Source organism: Streptomyces sp. MCA2, assembly GCF_023544705.1.
In the GTDB taxonomy this organism is placed as follows: domain Bacteria; phylum Actinomycetota; class Actinomycetes; order Streptomycetales; family Streptomycetaceae; genus Streptomyces; species Streptomyces decoyicus.
Map to the genome: position 1 here is coordinate 37,770 of NZ_JAMJFM010000036.1, position 18,508 is coordinate 56,277.

At 72.0% G+C, this 18,508-nt stretch carries 19 protein-coding genes; 8 read left to right on the plus strand and 11 right to left on the minus strand.

The genetic code is table 11. The features are described 5' to 3' along the window. Window positions 1–333 precede the first annotated feature (333 nt). Window positions 334–1,455: a magnesium and cobalt transport protein CorA gene (locus M8I34_RS26585; RefSeq protein WP_250053324.1), complete on the plus strand. Its 1,122-nt coding sequence runs from the start codon at window positions 334–336 to the stop codon at window positions 1,453–1,455. 87 nt (window positions 1,456–1,542) lie between these two features. Next, window positions 1,543–2,082, plus strand: a complete 540-nt coding sequence (locus M8I34_RS26590; protein ID WP_250053326.1) for a hypothetical protein — start codon at window positions 1,543–1,545, stop codon at window positions 2,080–2,082. 140 nt (window positions 2,083–2,222) lie between these two features. Here the strand turns inward: M8I34_RS26590 and M8I34_RS26595 are convergent, their stop codons facing one another. Continuing rightward, window positions 2,223–3,005, minus strand: coding sequence for a hypothetical protein (locus M8I34_RS26595; RefSeq protein WP_374210992.1), 783 nt, complete (start codon window positions 3,003–3,005; stop codon window positions 2,223–2,225). A gap of 197 nt (window positions 3,006–3,202) precedes the next feature. Between M8I34_RS26595 and M8I34_RS26600 the strand changes: the two genes are divergently transcribed. From M8I34_RS26600 to M8I34_RS26610, 3 genes are read left to right on the plus strand one after another with little or no spacing between them, the layout of a single operon-like run. Next, on the plus strand, window positions 3,203–4,510 hold the full coding sequence (locus M8I34_RS26600; RefSeq protein WP_244418833.1) for a magnesium transporter MgtE N-terminal domain-containing protein: 1,308 nt from the start codon (window positions 3,203–3,205) through the stop codon (window positions 4,508–4,510). Next, a complete protein-coding gene (locus tag M8I34_RS26605; RefSeq protein ID WP_244418834.1) occupies window positions 4,500–5,081 on the plus strand; it encodes a DUF1003 domain-containing protein in 582 nt (193 codons plus the stop codon). The genes M8I34_RS26600 and M8I34_RS26605 overlap by 11 nt, the downstream gene beginning before the upstream one ends. A 42-nt stretch (window positions 5,082–5,123) precedes the next feature. Continuing rightward, complete coding sequence (locus M8I34_RS26610; protein WP_250053328.1) at window positions 5,124–6,284, plus strand: Mrp/NBP35 family ATP-binding protein; 1,161 nt, start codon at window positions 5,124–5,126, stop codon at window positions 6,282–6,284. A 111-nt stretch (window positions 6,285–6,395) separates the two neighbouring features. Here the strand turns inward: M8I34_RS26610 and M8I34_RS26615 are convergent, their stop codons facing one another. From M8I34_RS26615 to sigE, 5 genes are all read right to left on the minus strand, one after another. Then, the gene (locus M8I34_RS26615; protein ID WP_244418836.1) at window positions 6,396–7,040 is read right to left on the minus strand and encodes a hypothetical protein; all 645 of its coding nucleotides are present in this window, start codon (window positions 7,038–7,040) and stop codon (window positions 6,396–6,398) included. 119 nt (window positions 7,041–7,159) lie between these two features. After that, window positions 7,160–7,645, minus strand: coding sequence for a sec-independent translocase (locus tag M8I34_RS26620; RefSeq protein ID WP_250053330.1), 486 nt, complete (start codon window positions 7,643–7,645; stop codon window positions 7,160–7,162). Between the two features lie 116 nt (window positions 7,646–7,761). After that, entirely contained in the window at window positions 7,762–10,203 is a 2,442-nt protein-coding gene (locus tag M8I34_RS26625; RefSeq protein ID WP_374210993.1) for a trypsin-like peptidase domain-containing protein, read from the minus strand. Between the two features lie 126 nt (window positions 10,204–10,329). Beyond that, window positions 10,330–11,295 (minus strand): zf-HC2 domain-containing protein, encoded by a 966-nt coding sequence (locus tag M8I34_RS26630; RefSeq protein ID WP_250053332.1) that lies wholly within the window; start codon window positions 11,293–11,295, stop codon window positions 10,330–10,332. After that, the gene (gene sigE, locus M8I34_RS26635; protein ID WP_030981556.1) at window positions 11,292–11,984 is read right to left on the minus strand and encodes an RNA polymerase sigma factor SigE; all 693 of its coding nucleotides are present in this window, start codon (window positions 11,982–11,984) and stop codon (window positions 11,292–11,294) included. Before sigE ends, M8I34_RS26630 begins: the two co-directional genes overlap by 4 nt. A 286-nt stretch (window positions 11,985–12,270) precedes the next feature. Here sigE and M8I34_RS26640 point away from each other — a divergent pair, with 286 nt between their 5' ends. Next, a complete protein-coding gene (locus M8I34_RS26640; RefSeq protein ID WP_244418841.1) occupies window positions 12,271–12,954 on the plus strand; it encodes an O-methyltransferase in 684 nt (227 codons plus the stop codon). Between the two features lie 151 nt (window positions 12,955–13,105). On the opposite strand, the gene M8I34_RS26645 is transcribed toward M8I34_RS26640, so the two are convergent. Beyond that, window positions 13,106–13,273, minus strand: coding sequence for a DUF3117 domain-containing protein (locus M8I34_RS26645; RefSeq protein ID WP_006603288.1), 168 nt, complete (start codon window positions 13,271–13,273; stop codon window positions 13,106–13,108). 334 nt (window positions 13,274–13,607) lie between these two features. On the opposite strand from M8I34_RS26645, the gene M8I34_RS26650 reads away from it, so the two are divergent. After that, window positions 13,608–14,408: an enoyl-CoA hydratase/isomerase family protein gene (locus M8I34_RS26650; protein ID WP_250053334.1), complete on the plus strand. Its 801-nt coding sequence runs from the start codon at window positions 13,608–13,610 to the stop codon at window positions 14,406–14,408. A gap of 66 nt (window positions 14,409–14,474) precedes the next feature. Here M8I34_RS26650 and M8I34_RS26655 read toward each other — a convergent pair whose 3' ends face one another. Beyond that, the gene (locus M8I34_RS26655) at window positions 14,475–15,080 is read right to left on the minus strand and encodes a DNA-3-methyladenine glycosylase I (protein WP_284050836.1); all 606 of its coding nucleotides are present in this window, start codon (window positions 15,078–15,080) and stop codon (window positions 14,475–14,477) included. Further along, on the minus strand, window positions 15,077–15,526 hold the full coding sequence (locus tag M8I34_RS26660) for a DivIVA domain-containing protein (RefSeq protein WP_250053336.1): 450 nt from the start codon (window positions 15,524–15,526) through the stop codon (window positions 15,077–15,079). The genes M8I34_RS26655 and M8I34_RS26660 overlap by 4 nt, the downstream gene beginning before the upstream one ends. 92 nt (window positions 15,527–15,618) lie before the next feature. On the opposite strand from M8I34_RS26660, the gene folP reads away from it, so the two are divergent. Then, the gene (gene folP, locus M8I34_RS26665) at window positions 15,619–16,479 is read left to right on the plus strand and encodes a dihydropteroate synthase (protein ID WP_250053339.1); all 861 of its coding nucleotides are present in this window, start codon (window positions 15,619–15,621) and stop codon (window positions 16,477–16,479) included. 31 nt (window positions 16,480–16,510) lie between these two features. On the opposite strand, the gene M8I34_RS26670 is transcribed toward folP, so the two are convergent. Together M8I34_RS26670 and dapE are read right to left on the minus strand one after the other, a co-directional pair. Further along, window positions 16,511–17,260, minus strand: a complete 750-nt coding sequence (locus tag M8I34_RS26670) for a TIGR00730 family Rossman fold protein (protein ID WP_250053348.1) — start codon at window positions 17,258–17,260, stop codon at window positions 16,511–16,513. Between the two features lie 124 nt (window positions 17,261–17,384). Next, window positions 17,385–18,476, minus strand: a complete 1,092-nt coding sequence (gene dapE / locus M8I34_RS26675) for a succinyl-diaminopimelate desuccinylase (RefSeq protein WP_250053350.1) — start codon at window positions 18,474–18,476, stop codon at window positions 17,385–17,387. Window positions 18,477–18,508: the final 32 nt, after the last annotated feature.

Genomic DNA, 18,508 nt, shown 5'->3' on the forward strand with positions numbered 1-18,508 from the left:
GGAGGAGGTGGGGCTGCGGTGGATCCGAGTCGACCGTGCAGTACCGATAGTTCTCCTGTCATCCCCTTCGCGCAGCGAATCTCCTGATCCGAGAGCTTCCGTACCCCGCCGCTCAGCGGCGAAACCAGGGAAGCACCTTTGCGCCGGATGTAGATGACGGAAGAGCGCCTTCGACTCTTTGTTCCGTGTTTTCTGCGAACTGCCGTCAGTGTCCCCGCACGGAGCGCCGCCCGCTTTGCGGACGTACAGCCGATGACGCCTTGTACGTCCACGTTCCGGGCAGCGTTGCGCCCCGCGCTCGCAGCTGACGGCCGGCCCGTGAAGGAGCCTGCCATGTCGATGATCCGTGACCTGCGTGCCGCCGTCCGTCCGTCCCGGCGTCGCGACGACGCCCCGTACCGCTACGAGTCCGTCCCCTGCGCGAACAGCGCCATCGTCGACTGCGGTGTGTACCGCGAGGGGCGCCGGGTGAGCGAGCACGTCAGCCCGGCCGAGGCGATGGCCGGCGTCCGGACCGAGGGCGGCTTCGCCTGGATCGGGCTGCACGAGCCCACGGAGGCCGAATTCGCCGGTATCGCCCAGGAGTTCGGGCTGCACCCGCTCGCCGTCGAGGACGCCGTGCACGCGCACCAGCGCCCCAAGCTGGAGCGCTACGACGAGACCCTGTTCACCGTCTTCAAGACGGTCCACTACGTGGAGCACACCGAGCTGACCGCGACCAGCGAGGTGGTGGAGACCGGCGAGGTGATGTGCTTCACCGGCCGGGACTTCATCGTGACCGTGCGGCACGGCGGCCAGGGCTCGCTGCGCGCGCTGCGGCACCGGCTCCAGGACGACCCGGAGCTGCTGGCCAAGGGGCCGTCCGCGGTACTGCACGCCATCGCCGACCAGGTCGTCGACGGCTATATGGCGGTGGCCGGTGCGGTCCAGGACGACATCGACGAGGTGGAGATCGACGTCTTCAGCTCGGGCACCAACGGCAAGGGCAACGGCGGCAAGGGCTCCCCCAAGGGCGGCGACGCCGGGCGGATCTACCAACTCAAGCGTGAGGTACTGGAGTTCAAGCGTGCGGTGTCGCCGCTGCTGCGGCCGATGCAGCTGCTGAGCGAGCGCCCGATGCGGCTGGTCGACTCCGACATCCAGAAGTACTTCCGGGACGTCGCCGACCACCTCGCGCGGGTCAACGAGCAGGTGCTGTCCTTCGACGATCTGCTCAACTCCATCCTTCAGGCCAACCTCGCGCAGGCGGCCGTCGCGCAGAACGAGGACATGCGCAAGATCACGGCATGGGCGGCGATCTTCGCCGTCCCCACGATGATCGCCGGGATCTACGGCATGAACTTCGACTACATGCCCGAGCTGCACTGGAAGTTCGGCTACCCCGCCATGATGCTGGCGACGGTCGCCCTCTGCTTCGGCATCCACCGCGGGTTCAAGCGCAACGGGTGGCTGTGACCTCGCGCGCGTGACGTCCGGGTCCGCCGCATCTCAGGGCCTGGGCGGGCCCGGGGGGCCGTGGCGGGGGATATTAGGCTGGACCGTATGACGGAGACCGTGTCGCAGGCCTTGCAGGATCGGGCGCTCATCGAAGAGGCCACGAAGAAGTCCGGCCTCATCTGGGTGCGGGGAAGCGCCGGCCCGGCCCGGGCGCTGTGGCATCTGTGGCACGACGGCGCCGCCTGCCTCATCGGGGACGGGTCCGGCGAACAGCCGCTGGCCGACCTCGGGCTCACCGACGGCGGTACGGCGATGGTCACCGTACGCAGCAAGGACAAGGGCGGCCGGCTGATCGCCTGGCAGGCCAGGGTGGTCGAGCCGGCGCCCGGAAGCGAGGCCTGGCAGTCCGCGGTCGGCGAACTGAAGGGCAAGCGCCTCAACGCGCCGGACGCCGACACCCTCACGGAGCGCTGGGCGCGCGAGAGCCGGGTGCTGCGGCTGGAGCCGACCGGAGAGGCCGGGCAGCGCCCCGGGCAGATGCCGGAGGACTCGCACGCCGCGCCGCCGCTGGCGACCTCCGCGATCACCCGGCGCCCCGCTCCGGCCGCGCTGCCGAGGCTGCTGCGTCGGGGGCGTAAGGGCTGAAGCCCGGGAGGCGCGGGCCGAGCCCGGCGCGTCAGGCCGGTGCATGAGGCCGATGCGTCAGGCCGGTACATGAGGCCGATGCGGCCTCCGGGGGGCGGCCGTACCCGGCGAGCTGCCGGGCCGCGGTCCGTTCCCGGTGCTCAGCCCTTGCCGGCGATCTTGCTGCCGTAGTCGACGACCTGGTCCTTGGCCGGGGCCTTGAGGTCCACGCTCTTGCCCCAGTCGGCCAGCCGGACCACCCCCGCACCGCCGGCGCGACGCAGCCGCAGCGGGTAGGGCGTGCCCTCCAGCGAGACGTCCAGGGTGCCGCCGGAGCCCGCGCCGGCCGCCACCCGGATGGTGCGTACGCCGTTGATGTCGCTGCGGTCACCGGTCGTCAGCTTGCCGTGCAGCCCGAGCAGGCCGGCGAGCAGGGTGTCCTTGTCGGTGAAGCCGCTGAAGCGTTTGTAGACGGGATCGGTGGCGGGCACCTTGACGTACTTGCCGCCGAGCTTGTCCGCCGCCTGGCTGGGTGCGCCCTGCGCACCGCTCTTCTCGCCGGCCCAGAAAGCCGCGTTCGCCTTCAGATAGAGCGCATCGCCGACCCGCAGCAGCTGGAAGGCGGCCGCCTTCGTGGTCAGCTCGCCCTTCGCGCCGTCCTTCGCCAGACTCATGTCGAGCTTGTAGGTGCGGCCCTGGCTGACGACGTTGCCGGAGAGGTGCACCGTATCGGCGCGCTGGGCCGCGGCCCGTGCCTTGGACTCGATCTTCGAGGCGGGCAGCTTTCCCACGCCGTTGGTGCCGGCGTCCGGGTCTTCTTCCCCACCGCAGCCCGTCAGCGCCGCGGCCAGTACCGCACAGGACGCCCCCACGAGCGCGGCCCGTCCCGTACGACGGGTTCCGGCCAGGGATCGGGGGCCGGCCCCCTGGGGGATTGCACTCACGTGGGCTCTGCCTCCTGATGCGGGTGACCTCGACAGCAGTACGGCAGCGTACCTGGGCCGTGCACGGTCTTCGGCGGGGTGCGTGGCGGTCACCCTACGGCCTCTCCCACCAGGGCGGCGGGGGCCGGGGCGCGTTAGCCTGAACCCGAATTCATGCCTTAATTCGGTGCCGAACGGGAGAAAGGGCGGCACTCTGCATGGCAGTGGTGACTCCCCGGGTCTTTGTCTCCCATCTCGCCGGCATCGCCGTCTTCGACCCCAACGGCGATCAGGTCGGCCGGCTGCGGGACCTCGTCGCGCTGCTCCGGGTCGGCGACCGCCCGCCACGGCTGCTCGGCGTGGTCGTCGAGGTGATCAGCAGGCGCCGGATCTTCGTGCCCATGACGCGGGTGACCGGAGTGGAGTCCGGCCAGATCATCATCACCGGCGTGGTCAATATGCGGCGCTTCGAACAGCGGACGTCCGAGACGCTGGTGCTCGGCGAGCTGCTCGACCGGCGGGTGCGGCTGGTGGAGACCGGCGAGGAGGTCACCGTCCTCGACATCGGCATCACCCAGCTGCCGGCCCGCCGTGACTGGGAGATCGACAAGGTCTTCGTACGGAAGGGCAAGGGCGGGGCGCTGCGCCGCAAGGGCGAGGTGCTGACCGTCGAGTGGTCCGCGGTGACCGGCTTCTCGCTGGAGGAGCACGGGCAGGGGGCGGAGAGCCTGCTCGCCACCTTCGAACAGCTGCGGCCCGCCGACCTCGCCGGCGTACTGCACCACCTCTCCGCCAAGCGGCGCGCCGAGGTGGCCGCGGCGCTCGACGACGACCGGCTGGCCGATGTCCTGGAGGAGCTGCCGGAGGACGACCAGGTCGAGATCATCGGCAAGCTGAAGGACGAGCGGGCCGCCGACGTCCTGGAGGCGATGGACCCGGACGACGCCGCCGATCTGCTCTCCGAACTGCCGGAGGAGGAGAAGGAGCGGCTGCTGGCGCTGATGCGGCCGGAGGAGGCCGCGGATGTGCGGCGGCTGATGGCGTACGAGGAGCGGACCGCGGGCGGTCTGATGACCACCGAGCCGATCGTGCTGCGCCCGGACGCGACGGTCGCGGACGCCCTGGCACGGGTGCGCGACCCGGACCTCTCGCCCGCGCTGGCCGCCCAGATCTACGTCTGCCGGCCGCCGGACGAGACCCCCACCGGCAAGTATCTGGGCCTGGTGCACTTCCAACGGCTGCTGCGCGACCCGCCGTTCACCCTCGTCAGCTCGATCGCCGACACCGATCTGCCGGCCCTGCCACCGGACACCCCGCTGCCGGAGGTGACCAGCTATCTGGCCGCGTACAACATGGTCGCCGCGCCGGTGGTGGACGAGGGCGGGGCGCTGCTGGGCGCGGTCACCGTCGACGATGTGCTGGACCATCTGCTGCCGGACGACTGGCGCGAGGACGGTCTGCACGGCTCGGCGGCGGCCGGTCTGACCGGCGACAGGCATGCCGGGGAGCGGGCCGATGGGCGCTGAGGAGCGGGAGAGCGGCCGGGAACGGTCGCGGGCGAACGGGGCCTCGGCGGTGCGCCGGGGCGCCGCCGACCGGCCGCGGGTCCGGCTCGACCAGCCGCGCGCACCGCGCCGTACGTTCCTGCCGGAGTACGACCCGGAGGCGTTCGGACGGCTGTCGGAGAAGATCGCCCGCTTCCTGGGGACCGGCCGCTTCATCGTCTGGATGACCGTCACCATCATTGTGTGGGTCATCTGGAACACGACGGCGCCCAGCAGTGTGAGGTTCGATCAGTACCCGTTCATCTTCCTGACGCTGGCGCTGTCGCTCCAGGCGTCGTACGCCGCACCGCTGATCCTGCTGGCGCAGAACCGCCAGGACGACCGCGACCGGGTCACCCACGAGCAGGACCGCAAGCAGAACGAGCGCTCCATCGCCGATACCGAGTATCTGACCCGGGAGATCGCGGCCCTGCGGCTCGGTCTGGGCGAGGTCGCCACCCGCGACTGGATCCGCTCCGAGCTCCAGGACATGCTGCGGGATCTGGAGCTGCGGCAGCCGGCCGGTGCGGAGAGTGACGAACGCGACCGCTGACGGGCTTTCCGGAGGCACCCTCACGCGCCGTACCATCGGGACATGGCTACCGACACTCCCCCAGGCGCCGCGCCGAGCGAGGACGCGATCCGCGAAGCGCTCGCGACGGTGAACGACCCCGAGATCCACCGTCCCATCACCGACCTGGGGATGGTCAAATCGGTCGACATCGCTGCGGACGGCGCGGTGGCGGTCGTGGTCTACCTCACCGTCTCCGGCTGCCCGATGCGCGAGACGATCACCAACAACGTGCGCGACGCCGTCACGAAGGTCCCCGGCGTCACCGGCGTCTCGGTCGAGCTCGACGTGATGAGCGACGAGCAGCGCAAGGAGCTGGCGACCTCGCTGCGCGGCGGCACCGCCGAGCGCGAGGTGCCGTTCGCCCAGCCCGGTTCGCTGACCCGGGTCTACGCCGTGGCCTCCGGCAAGGGCGGTGTCGGCAAGTCGTCGGTGACCGTCAACCTCGCCGCGGCGATGGCCGCCGACGGCCTGAAGGTCGGTGTCGTGGACGCCGACATCTACGGCCACTCCGTGCCCCGCATGCTGGGCGCCTACGGCAAGCCCACCCAGGTCGAGAACATGATCATGCCGCCGTCGGCGAACGGCGTGAAGGTCATCTCGATCGGCATGTTCACCCCCGGCAATGCCCCCGTCGTCTGGCGCGGCCCGATGCTGCACCGCGCGCTCCAGCAGTTCCTCGCCGACGTCTACTGGGGCGACCTCGACGTCCTGCTGCTGGACCTGCCCCCGGGCACCGGCGACATCGCGATCTCGGTGGCCCAGCTGGTGCCGAACGCCGAGATCCTGGTGGTCACCACCCCGCAGCAGGCCGCCGCCGAGGTCGCCGAGCGGGCCGGTTCGATCGCCGTGCAGACCCACCAGAAGATCGTCGGCGTGGTCGAGAACATGTCCGGGCTGCCCTGCCCGCACTGCGACGAGATGGTCGATGTCTTCGGCACCGGCGGCGGCGAGCGGGTCGCCGAGGGCCTGACGAAGACGACCGGCACCCAGGTGCCGGTGCTCGGCAACATCCCGATCGACGTCCGGCTGCGCGAGGGCGGCGACGAGGGCAAGCCGGTCGTGCTGACCGACCCCGACTCCCCCGCCGGCTCGGCGATCCGCGCGATCGCGGGCAAGCTGGGCGGCCGGCAGCGGGGCCTCCAGGGCATGTCGCTCGGCATCACCCCGCGCAACAAGTTCTGAGACCGCGGCCGCGGCCGGTTCCCTGGGGGTGGGGGCCGCCGTGGCCCCGGCTCCCGGATGACGCGGAAAGGGGCGGACCCGTACGGGTCCGCCCCTTTGTTGCCGGGCCGTTCAGCCGTCGTACGCCGCCAGGTCCTGGATCACCGAGAAGCCCAGCCCGTACGCGCTCATCCCGCGCCCGTAGGCACCGATGTGCACGCCCTCGGGGCCCTCGCTCGCCGAGCCGGCCAGCACCCAGCCGTACTCGGACTCGCGGTAGGCGAACGACGTCGGGGCGCCGTCCACCGGCAGCATCAGCTCGCTCCAGCTCCCGCCGCCGAGATCGTCGGCCAGCTCCCAGGCGAGCATCGTCTGCTGGTCCAGCCAGTCCTGACGCAGCGTCCGGTCCATCTGGGTCGGCCAGGTCTGCGCGAGCAGGCCCGACCCGGCGAGCCAGGCGGCCGTCGAGACCGAGGTCGCCTCCAGTACGCCGGTGCCGTCGGCGCTGCGCCGTACGGGGCGGCTGGCGACCGTGACCACTACTGCGAACCGCTCGTCCTGCGGAGGTTCCACCTTGATCGTGGGCTCCTCGCCGTGCCCGGTGGCGCCGTGCTCGACGGTGCCGTCCGCGGCCGCGCCTACCTGCATCAGCCAGCGCGGACCGGTGAACGCCTCGTCGAGGCCGTACCACGGGAACGCGGCCAGCAGATAGCCGTCGACCTTCCGGCCGGCCTCGGCGGACACCCCTTGTGCCGCTGTCCGACTCGTCGTCTCCATCTGCGCGGAGCCTCCTTGTTGCCCTGCGTCGTGGGCGGCCCGCCCCCCTCAGGCGACCGAACCCCGGACACCGGGAGCATAGCCATAGGCGTCAACACAGCCGGTCATACCGGTGTGTGTCAGGTGGCGTCGGAGTCGAACGGCGGACGCTCGTCCGGCTGAGGGCTTCCGGCCTTCTTCACCAGGTCAGGGCGCCCGGCGGAGGCGGCCGGGGGCTCCTTGGACAGGCTGGGACCTGCCCCGTTCGAGGGCGTGGCGGAAGGGGCACCGTCGTGGCCGTTGACGGCGTCGGTGACCTCGGCCATCTCCTTCTTCAGGTCGAAGCCGTTGCGGATCTCCTGAAGGTCCTTGAGGCCGTACTCGTCCTTCTCCAGGACATGCTTGCGGACGAAGTTCTTGGGCTTGAGGTCCTCGAACTCGAAGTCCTTGAAGTCCGGCCCCAGCTCGCTGCGGATGTCCTCCTTGGCGCTGTCGGAGAACGCCCGCACCTTGCGGATGAAGCCCATGACGTCCTGGATGACCTTGGGGAGCTTGTCCGGGCCGAAGACGAGCACCGCAAGGATCACGAGCGCCACCAGCTCGAGGGGTCCTATGTCGAAGAACACCTTGCAGCTCCTTGGGTAATCCGCGGCCTTCGTCGGCCTACGGGCCAGGCCGCCTATCACGGTACCTGGCCCGGTACGTCGGGCGGGAGTCGCCCGCCCCAACACCATGCAAACGATCAGCCCGTGCTGGAGGAACCCAGGCTGAGCCGTACGGACCGTTCCTTGCCGCCCCTTTGGAGGGTGAGCGCCAGCGTGTCGCCGGGCCGGTGGCTGCGGATCTTGACGATCAGCTCCTCGCCGCTGTGCACCGGGGAACCGTCCACGGTGGTGATCACGTCACCGGCCTTGAGCCCCGCCTTGGCACCGGGTCCGTCCGGGATGACCGGCGGCTTGCCGCTCTTGCTGTGCTCGCTGACCCGCGCCCCGTCACCGGCGTACTCCATCTCCAGGGTCACGCCGATCACCGGATGCGTCGCCCGGCCGGTGTTGATCAGCTCCTCGGCCACCCGCTTGGCCTGGTTGATCGGTATGGCGAAGCCCAGCCCTATGCTGCCGCCCTGGCCGCCGCCGCCCAGTCCGCTGCCGCTGTCGGCCGCCCGGATGGCGCTGTTGATGCCGATCACCCGCGCCTTGGCGTCCACCAGCGGGCCGCCGGAGTTGCCCGGGTTGATGGGCGCATCGGTCTGGAGCGCGTCCACGTACGAGACATCGCTGCCGTCGCCCTTCTCGCCGCCCGCGGTGATCGGGCGCTGCTTGGCGCTGATGATCCCGGAGGTGACGGTGTTGGCGAGGTCGAACGGGGCACCGATCGCCACCACCGGGTCGCCGACCTGCACGGAGTCGGAGTTGCCGAGCGTGAGCGGCCGCAGTCCCGTGACGCCCTCCACCTGGATGACGGCGAGGTCGTAGCCGCCGTCCTCGCCGACGACCTTGGCCTTGGCCGTCTCGCCGCCGCTGAACGTCACCGAGATCTCGCCGCCGCTGCCGGCCGGCTGGACGACATGGTTGTTGGTGAGGATGTGGCCCTGGCGGTCGAGGACGAAGCCGGTGCCGGTGCCCTGCTCGGCGCTGCCGCGTACGTGGATGGTGACCACCCCGGGCAGCGCGCTCCGGGCGATCCCGGCGACGCTGTCGGGCCTGCGGCCGGCCTCGTCACCGGCGGACTGCGGAAGCCTGATGTCGTTGATCCCGCCGTAGCGCTCGACGTAGGCGCCGATGCCGCCGCCGATGCCGCCCGCGAGCAGCGCGAGCGCCACCGCGCCGGCCACCAGCAGCCCCCGACGGCGGCGCCGTTCGTGCGGTGGCCCGGCGACGGGTCCGCCCTGGAGCGGCGCGCTCCAGGGGTCGTACTGCTGCCAGGCGCCGTGCGAGGCGGACGGCTGTCCCTGGGCGGGGGCCGGGCCGTGGTCGCCGGGCAGGCCGGAGAAGGGCTGCGGCGGAGCGGCGTAGGGCCCGGCCGCGGCTGCCGGGCGGGGACCGCCGTCGCCGGGGTGCGGGAGGAAGGCCCCGTCCGCGGCGTTCCACGCCCCGTCGGGTCCGGCGGCCGGTCCGGCCGCTGTGTCCAGGGGGGCGGTCTGCGGGCCGGTGGGGTGCGGTGCGGTGGGCTGCGGGCCGGGGTGCTGCGAGCCGGTGGGCTGCGGTGCGTCGGGCCGGGGAGCGGCGGTCGGGGCGGGGCCGGTCTGTGGGGGGCCGGACTTCTGGAGTCCGGGCCGGTGGGATGCGGCGGGCTCGGCGGCCGGGCGGGGGTGCGCGGCGTCGGCCGTCCCGGCCGGCTGCGGCTGCTCGCCGGGGGGCATGAGCGGCGGGCGGTCCTCGACGGTCGTCCCCGGCCCGCCCGTCGGCGGAGCGGGCGGTGCGGCGGGCTGCGCCGGGCTCGGGTGGCCCGCGCCCTGGCCCGCGCCCTGCGGGGCCGCAGGGGCACCGTACGGGGGCTGCGGCGCGGCGGCCGGCGGGAGCACCGTGCCGTGTGCGGGGGTCGCCACCGGCCGCTGTACGGGCGGCGCGGGCGCCCACGGCCCGGGGCCGCCGTACGGAGGGGTGCCGTACGGGTCCTCGGGATGCAACGGCCGCTGCCGCTGCGGCGGCGCGCTCGGGGTCTCGGCCGCTACCGGCGCCGTGGGCGGTACCGGAGCGGCTTCGGGAGCGGGGGCCGCCATCGCGGCCGGGGCCGTTTCGTCCGCCGCCGCGGGCCGTGTTCCGTCCCGCACGTCCCCGGCCACCCGGCGGAGCGTCACGGTCGAGGGAGCCGGGCGCGCACCGCTCGGCCCGGCGCCCACGGCCCCGGAATCCTCCTGCGGCGTCCCGTCCACGGCCCTCGCACCCCCAGCCCACGCCAACTCATCGTCCGCAGGGGCCGCTTCGGGCGCCTCCGCGCTCCCGGGCGACGGGTTTGCCACACCTGCTTCCGAGGCGTTCCGCGGCTCGGGCGGGCGCACGATCCAGTCCTCCGCCTCCTGCACATCGGACGCACCGGACGCGCCGGCCCCCGTCCCGCCCGCCGGGCCGTCGGCGGACGGCACCGCCTGCGGACCGGCCTCGGCGGACGGTTCCGTGCGCGGGGTGCCTCCCGGGCGGCTCCACCACTTCAGCTTCGGCCCGGCGGCCTTACCGTCGTCCATGCTCTCCCCAGAATTCGCCCGCGGCCGTGCGCGGGCCACCACCACCTCGCGGCACGCGCCCGGTCAGGGGTGCGCCGCCCCACCGCGATTCAACCAGTTCCGAGGGGGGCTGCGCAGGGGGGACGGTCAGTGGTGGGCGGAGGTTGAGCCAGGGACGGAGGGGCCTGCCGCGGCCGCGGAACCGATCAGCGGACGCTTGGGCTCCAGGGGCGGGAGCCCGGGCGGGTTCTTCCGCACGGGGGCGTTGCCGGTCGCGGCAGCCAGCGGCGCGAGGTGGTACGCCGAGGCCGGACCGGTCGCGGCTATCAGCGGCGACAGGCCGAAGCGTCCCGCCGGGGCGGTCGCTGCCGCGGACGACTGCGGGGAGGGGGGCGCCGTGGTGGGGCCGTACAGGGTCATGGCGCTGGGGGCCGGGGCCATGGTGGGACCGCCGGACGGCTGCTGCCAGGCGCCGGACCGGGAATTCTTGGCGGGAAACTCCTCACGGCGCAGGAGGGAATTGCTGTCGGCCGCCGGGCTGACGCTGAGCGGGGTGACGGCCGTGCCGCCGCCGTCGACGCGTCCGCCGGGCAGATCCACGGCCGCCTCCAGCGGGAGGGCGCCGCCCAGCGCGAAGGCCGCGAGCGAGACCGCACCGGCCGCCGCGAAAGCGAACCGGCGCCGCTGCGCGGGCCGGTCGGTCTCCTGCACACGGAAGCCGCGCGCGCGGGACTGTGGGGGCACCGCTGCCATGGCGTGGCCGGAGTGGCTGTCGGAGGGGAGGTAGCGGAACGCGCCGCCGCCGCGGGCGAAGTCGCCGCGTCCGAAGCTGCCGTTCCCGAGCCGGCTGCCGTTGCCGAGACCGCCGGGGTCGCCGCCGGGCAGCTGTTGCAGCCGTGCCAGCAGCCCCTCGGACGGGCCGGGGGGTGCCGTCTCGGCGAATACGCTTTTGAGCCGACGCTGGGCGTCGGCCTCTGCTTTGCACCGTCCGCATGTCGCAAGATGCGCGAGCACCCGCTCGCGTGCGTCATGCCCCAACTCGCCGTCGACCAGAGCCGCGAGGCGGTCGCCGAGATGCTGCTCGGCGGGGGACGGACCGCCCATGGCACTCACGCGATTCCGACCTCCCCCGTGGGCACCACGGCCAGCGAGCGCCGCTGCTCACGCTCTTCGGCACGCGTGGCCGGAGCGCGGTGCTTGAGCGCCTTGCGCAGATGGGAGCGGCCGCGGTGGATCCGGCTGCGGACCGTACCGAGCTTGACACCGAGCGTCGCGGCGATCTCCTCGTACGACAGACCCTCGATGTCGCACAGGACGACGGCGGCGCGGAACTCGGGCGCGAGGGTGTCCAGCGCCTGCTGCACATCGGCGTCGAAGTGGGTGTCGTTGAAATGCTGCTGCGGGGAGGGCTCGCGGCTGGGGAGCCGCTCGGCGGCATCGTCACCCAGCGCATCGAAACGGATGCGCTGACGGCGGCGGACCATGTCCAGGAAGAGGTTGGTGGTGATCCGGTGCAGCCAGCCCTCGAAGGTGCCGGGGGTGTACGTCGACAGCGAGCGGAAGACGCGGACGAACACCTCCTGGGTGAGGTCCTCGGCGTCGTGCTGATTGCCGGTGAGGCGATAGGCGAGGCGGTAGACCCGCGCACTGTGGGTGCTGACGATCTCCTCCCAGCTGGGCGGCGTCCACGCCTGCGCATCCGCGTCTGCGGCAAAGGTCGCGGTCGTTGCGGAGTCGGCGACGGGGGCCCCTCCCACGGCCTTGGGGCCATGGGGGCGGGAACGGTCAGCAGTGTTTGTCACGGATTTCGGCTCGGCGAACGACCTCTTCAAGCGCCTCAGCACCCCTCGGTCACCCGCCGCAGCCGCACCTCCCCTGGTGGCTCTGGTGGTGTCCAGTAGAGCCCCTACCATATCCACCTCGCCCGTTAGCTCCGGATAAGCAGTTTTGACCTGCATTTGGTCCTGCTTCTGTTCTTGCTGCGTGTCTCGCGCGGTCTTCACCGGTCCATCCCCCCGTCTTCCCCCTGCCTCTCCTCAACGTCCAGTCCCATCTGCGGGTTCCCGCACGCAGCGGATACAGTCACGGTTGCGTCAACTACGGGGACAGGAGAGGGCCATTACCGGCAACCGGCAGACGAACTTGGCATTCGCCGAGGCGTACGGCGCCGGGACCATCGACGACAGCGCCGAGGCCGCCCTGCGCTGGGCCCGTGACTGCGCGCGCGAAGCCGGCATCCGGACGGTGACCACCGGCACCGGCGCGGCCCTGCGTCTGCTCGCTGCCACCACGGACGCCAAAGCGATCGCCGAGATCGGCACCGGCACCGGCGTGTCGGGCATCTATCTCCTGCACGGCATGCGTCCCGACGGGGTGCTGACCACCGTGGATCTCGAACCCGAGCGGCAGACGTTCGCCAAGCAGGCATTCCGTTCCGCCGGCTTCGCCGGGAACCGCGCCCGCTTCATTCCGGGCCGCGCCCTGGACGTGCTGCCCCGCCTCGCGGACGGCGGCTACGACCTCGTGTTCTGCGACGGCGACCTGATGGAATGCCTGGAATATCTCGCTGAATCGTTGCGTCTGCTGCGCCCCGGCGGCCTGGTCTGCTTCGAGGGCGTCTTCGCCGACGGCCGTACGGTCGACTCCGCGATGCAGCCCGCCGAGGTACTGCGGCTGCGGGAACTGCTGCGGGCCGTCCGGGAGAGCACCACGCTGGTGCCGGCCCTGCTGCCGGTCGGCGACGGCCTGCTCTGCGCGGTCAAGCGCGGCTGACCTGCACCGGTACCGGCACCGGTACCGGGGAGGACATGAAACGGCCCCGGCACGTGGCGCGCCTTCACTGCGCGCCACGTGCGGGGGCCGGGGTATCTCGGCTGGGGATACCGGGGTCAGCCCCGGGAAACCGCCGGTTGCGCCGCCCTTGTCAGACGGTGACCTTGTCCAGGGCCTCACCCAGGGCCTTGGCTTCGTCCGGGGTCAGCTCGACGACGAGCCGCCCGCCGCCTTCGAGCGGAACGCGCATGACGATGCCCCGCCCCTCCTTGGTCACCTCGAGCGGGCCGTCACCCGTCCGCGGCTTCATGGCCGCCATGCTCGTTCCCCTTCCTGAAACCAGCTCAATCAAGCTCATCTCAGCCGACGGCCCGAATAGGCACGTGTCACCGGCATCGAACAGATTGCTTCCAGGCCATTATCCCGCATCGAACGACCCGATGACCAACATCGGGCAGCATCCCTTCGGCAACCCGCTCTCTCAAACCCCCTCAATTCGGGGAGGTGGCTGCAATACTTCTCCGCCCGGCGACCTCCGACGCGCCCGCAATCTTTGATGTACGTCACATGCCGAGGCCCGATGATCTCCGGCATCCTGAGCGCTGACTGCCGCTGCCGAGCAGTCCGAGCCGCGACGGAGGGGACTCCACACTATGGCCGACACCGTGCTCTATGACGTGACCGACGGACTCGCGACGATCACTCTCAACCGCCCCGACGCGATGAACGCGCTGAATATCGAGGCGAAGGTCCTGCTGCGGGACACCCTCAAGGAGGCGGCCGCCGATCCGGCCGTACGCGCCGTTCTGCTGACCGCCACCGGGCGCGCCTTCTGCGTCGGGCAGGACCTCAAGGAGCACATCGGCCTGCTGGCCGAGGACCGGGCCCATGGCACCGGCGGCACCATGAACACCGTGCGTGAGCACTACAACCCGATCGTGACGGCGCTGACCGAGATGCCCAAGCCCGTGGTCGCGGGCGTCAACGGGGTCGCCGCGGGGGCCGGCGCGGGTTTTGCGTTCGCCGCCGACTACCGCGTCGTCGCCGACTCCGCGGCCTTCAACACCTCCTTCGCGGGCGTCGCGCTGACCGCGGACTCCGGGGTGTCCTGGACGCTGCCCCGGCTGATCGGCCATGGCAGGGCCGCCGATCTGCTGCTCTTCCCGCGCAACATCAGCGCCCAGGAGGCGTACGACCTGGGAATCGCCAACAAGGTGGTCCCGGCCGACGAGCTGGCCGCCACGGCCGCGGCCGTCGCCCGCCGGCTGGCCGCGGGCCCGACCGCCGCGTATGCCGCCCTCAAGGAGTCGCTGGCCTACGGGGCGGGGCACACGCTCGCCGAGACCCTCGGCAAGGAGGACGAGCTCCAGGGGCGGGCCGGGGCCTCGGAGGACCACCACATCGCGGTCGAGGCGTTCGTGAAGAAGGAGAAGCCGGTCTTCCTGGGCCGCTGACCCGCACCCGCTGACCCGGCCACGCTTCCGCGGCCCCGCTGACCCGCACCCGCTGCCCGGTCCGGGTCAGCCGGCCGCCGCTTCCACGGCCTGACGGACATGGCAGTCCGCCAGATGGTCGTTGACCAGGCCGCAGGCCTGCATCATCGCGTACGCGGTGGTCGGGCCGACGAAGCGGAAGCCGCGCTTCTTGAGGTCCTTGGCGAGCGCCGTCGACTCCGGGGTCACCGGCTGGAGATCGCTGATCGTGCGCGGCACCGGCCGGCCGGCCCGGTCGGGGGCGTAGGACCAGATGAGGCCGTCGAGTTCGCCCGCGGCCAGCTCGGCGGCGATCCTGGCGTTGTTGATCGTCGCGGCGATCTTGGCGCGGTTGCGGATGATGCCCGGGTCGGCGAGCAGCCGCTCGGCGTCCGCGTCCGTGAACCGCGCCACCTCGGCGATCCGGAAACCGGCGAACGCGGCGCGGAAGCCGGGGCGGCGGCGCAGGATCGTGATCCAGGAGAGCCCGGACTGGAACGCCTCCAGGCTCATCCGCTCGAAGAGGGCGTCGTCGCCGTGGACCGGCAGGCCCCATTCGGTGTCGTGGTACGCGCGGTAGTCGGCCATCTGCGCCGACGCCATGCCCCAGGGGCAGCGCGGGATGCCGTCCGGTTCCGTCACCACGCCGCTCATGCCCGCTCCACGCCTTCCTGGTCCGTCCCGGGCGCTTCGGATGTCCCGGGGTGCTCCGGGGCGCCGGGCCCGGGGGCCGGACGCGTCTCCTTGACCGGCCCGAGCACGGGCGGGCCGTCCTGTATCAGCCCCGGGCCGCCCATGGCGGAGGCGTGCGCTCCGGCCAGCGCGGCCTCCAGTTCGGCGATCCGGGCGTCGCGCTCGGCGAGTTCGGCGCCCAGGCGGTCCAGGACGTCGTCGACCTCGTCCATGCGGTAGCCACGGACGGTCACCGGAAAGCGGACGGCTTCCACATCGGCGCGGGCCACCGGGCGGTCCTCCGGCAGCGGGTCGTACAGCCGGTCCGGCTCGGCGTCCCGCAGCCCACCGCCGTCACCGCCGCCGACGACGACGAGGGTGACGGCGGCCACCACCACGACCATCGCGATCAGCAAGAACCAGAACACGACCAACTCCCCGGACTATGTGCCTGCACTGATCGTGCCATGCGGGTGTGACAGTTAGGGTCGCTCCCGGACCATGAAGAGGGAGTCAGGGAATGCTGCGGCTGGGGAATCGCGAGTTCGGGGCGCACGAGCCGGTGATCATGGCGATCGTCAACAGGACGCCGGACTCGTTCTACGACCAGGGCGCCACGTTCCGTGACGAACCCGCGCTGGCCAGGGTGGAACAGGCGGTGGCCGACGGTGCCGCGATCATCGACATCGGCGGCGTCAAGGCCGGTCCCGGCGAGGAGGTCGACGCCGCGGAGGAGGCCCGCCGCACGGTCGGGTTCGTGGCCGAGGTGCGCAAGCGCTTCCCCGATGTGGTGATCAGCGTCGACACCTGGCGGCACGAGGTCGGCGAGGCGGTGTGCGAGGCCGGCGCGGATCTGCTCAACGACGCCTGGGGCGGGGTCGATCCGCGGCTCGCGGAGGTCGCGGCGCGCTACGACGTGGGCCTGGTGTGCACACACGCGGGCGGCGCCGAACCGCGTACCCGCCCGCACCGGGTGACGTACGACGACGTGATGGCGGACATCCTGCGGGTGACGCTCGGGCTGGCCGAGCGGGCCGTGGAGCTCGGCGTCCGGCGGGACGCGATCATGATCGACCCGGGGCACGACTTCGGGAAGAACACCCGGCACAGCCTGGAGGCGACCCGCCGGCTGGGCGAGATGACGGACACCGCCTGGCCGGTGCTGGTCTCGCTGTCCAACAAGGACTTCGTCGGCGAGACGCTCGACAAGCCGGTCAAGGAGCGGGTGCTCGGCACCCTCGCGACCACCGCCGTCTCGGCCTGGCTGGGCGCGCAGGTCTACCGGGTCCACGAGGTCGCCGAGACCCGTCAGGTGCTGGACATGGTGGCCTCGATCGCCGGCCACCGGCCCCCGGCGGTCGCCCGCCGGGGACTGGCCTGAGGAGTCCGGGCCTCAGATCCCGGCCCCTGCCTCAGATCCCGACTTCTTTGGTCACCAGCGCGATCGCCTCGTCCACGTCGTCGCTGAGGTGGAAGAGCTCCAGGTCGTGCATCGACGCCTTGCCCTCGGCGATGAGGGTGTCGCGCAGCCAGTCGACCAGTCCGCTCCAGTAGGCCGTGCCGAACAGCACGATCGGGAAGCGGGTGACCTTACGGGTCTGGACGAGGGTGAGCGCCTCGAAGAGCTCGTCGAGGGTGCCGAGCCCGCCGGGGAGCACCACGAACCCCCGGGCGTACTTCACAAAACACGTCTTGCGGACGAAGAAGTAGCGGAAGTCGACGCCGAGGTTCACGTACTCGTTCATGCCCTGTTCGAAGGGCAGCTCGATGCCCAGCCCGACGGAGGTGCCCCCGGCCTCGTTGGCGCCCTTGTTGGCCGCCTCCATGGCGCCGGGGCCGCCGCCCGTGATCACCGCGAATCCGGCCTCCACCAGGGCCCGCCCGATCCGTACGGCGGCGTCGTACTCCTTGGAGTCGCGCGGCGTACGGGCCGAGCCGAAGACGCTGACGGCCGGGCCGAGCTCGGCCAGCGCGCCGAAGCCCTCGACGAACTCCGACTGGATGCGCATCACGCGCCAGGGATCGGTGTGCACCCACTCGGAAGGGCCTTCGGAGTCCAGCAGGCGCTGGTCCGTGGTGCCGGTACGCACCTGGTCCTGGCGGCGCAGTACGGGACCCAGCCGCTGCTCCTCGGGGACCGGTGCTCCCTCGGGACTGGCCATGTCGTGCTCCCTCCGCTGGCAGATCGTTTGCCGTTTCAGCGTAGATCCGCCGACGTGAAGAGCAGGGGAATTCGCCGGGTATGCGGTCCGGCGGCGGCCGGTCCCGGGAGCAGCGGCCGGGCCGTCAGGCGGTCAGCCAGGCGCGCAGCCGCTCCTCGCAGTGCAGGATGCGGTCGGTCTCGACCCGTTCGTCCTTCTTGTGTGCAAGCAGCGAGTAGCCGGGGCCGTAGTTGACGGCCGGGACGCCCAGCGCACTGAAGCGGGAGACATCGGTCCAGCCGAACTTGGGCATCGCGCTGCCGCCGACGGACTCCATGAAGGCCTTGGCCGCCGGGTGGGAGAGTCCGGGCAGCGCGCCCGGGGAGTGGTCGTCGACGACGAACTCGTCCACCGGGCAGTCCGCGAAGACCTCGCGTACATGGGCCAGCGCCTCGTCCGGGGTGCGGTCCGGTGCGTAGCGGAAGTTCACGGTGACCGTGCAGGCGTCCGGGATGACGTTGTTGGCGACGCCGCCCCCGACGCGTACGGCGTTGAGGCCCTCGCGGTATTCGAGGCCGTCGATGACCGGGCGGCGCGGTTCGTACGCCGCGAGCTTCGCCAGGATCGGGGCGGCGGCGTGGATCGCGTTGGCACCCATCCAGCTGCGGGCGGAGTGGGCGCGCTCACCGGTGGTGCGCAGCAGGACCCGCAGGGTGCCCTGGCAGCCGCCCTCCACCTGGCCGTCGGAGGGCTCCAGGAGGACGGCGAAGTCGCCGGCGAGCCAGTCGGGGTGGGCGTCGGCGACATGGCCGAGCCCGTTGAGGTGCGCGGCGACCTCTTCCTGGTCGTAGAAGACGAAGGTCAGGTCGCGGTTGGGTGCCGGGACCGTGGCGGCCATCCGCAGCTGGACGGCGACGCCGGACTTCATGTCGCAGGTGCCGCAGCCCCACAGGACGCCGTTCTCGTCCAGCCGGGAGGGGACGTTGCCGGCGATCGGCACGGTGTCGAGATGGCCGGCGAGCACCACCCGCTCCTCGCGGCCCAGGTGCGTACGGGCCACGACGTTGTTGCCGTGGCGGTCGACGGTCAGATGCGGGAGCGCGCGCAGGGCGTGCTCGACGGCGTCGGCGAGGTCCTTCTCGTTGCCGCTCTCGGAGGGGAAGTCGACGAGCTGCGCGGTGAGCGCGGCGGCGTCGAGCGACAGGTCGAGGGCGGGGTGGTCTGTGCGGCGCTCCATGAATCCGACCCTATCGGCAGCACTCCAGTACG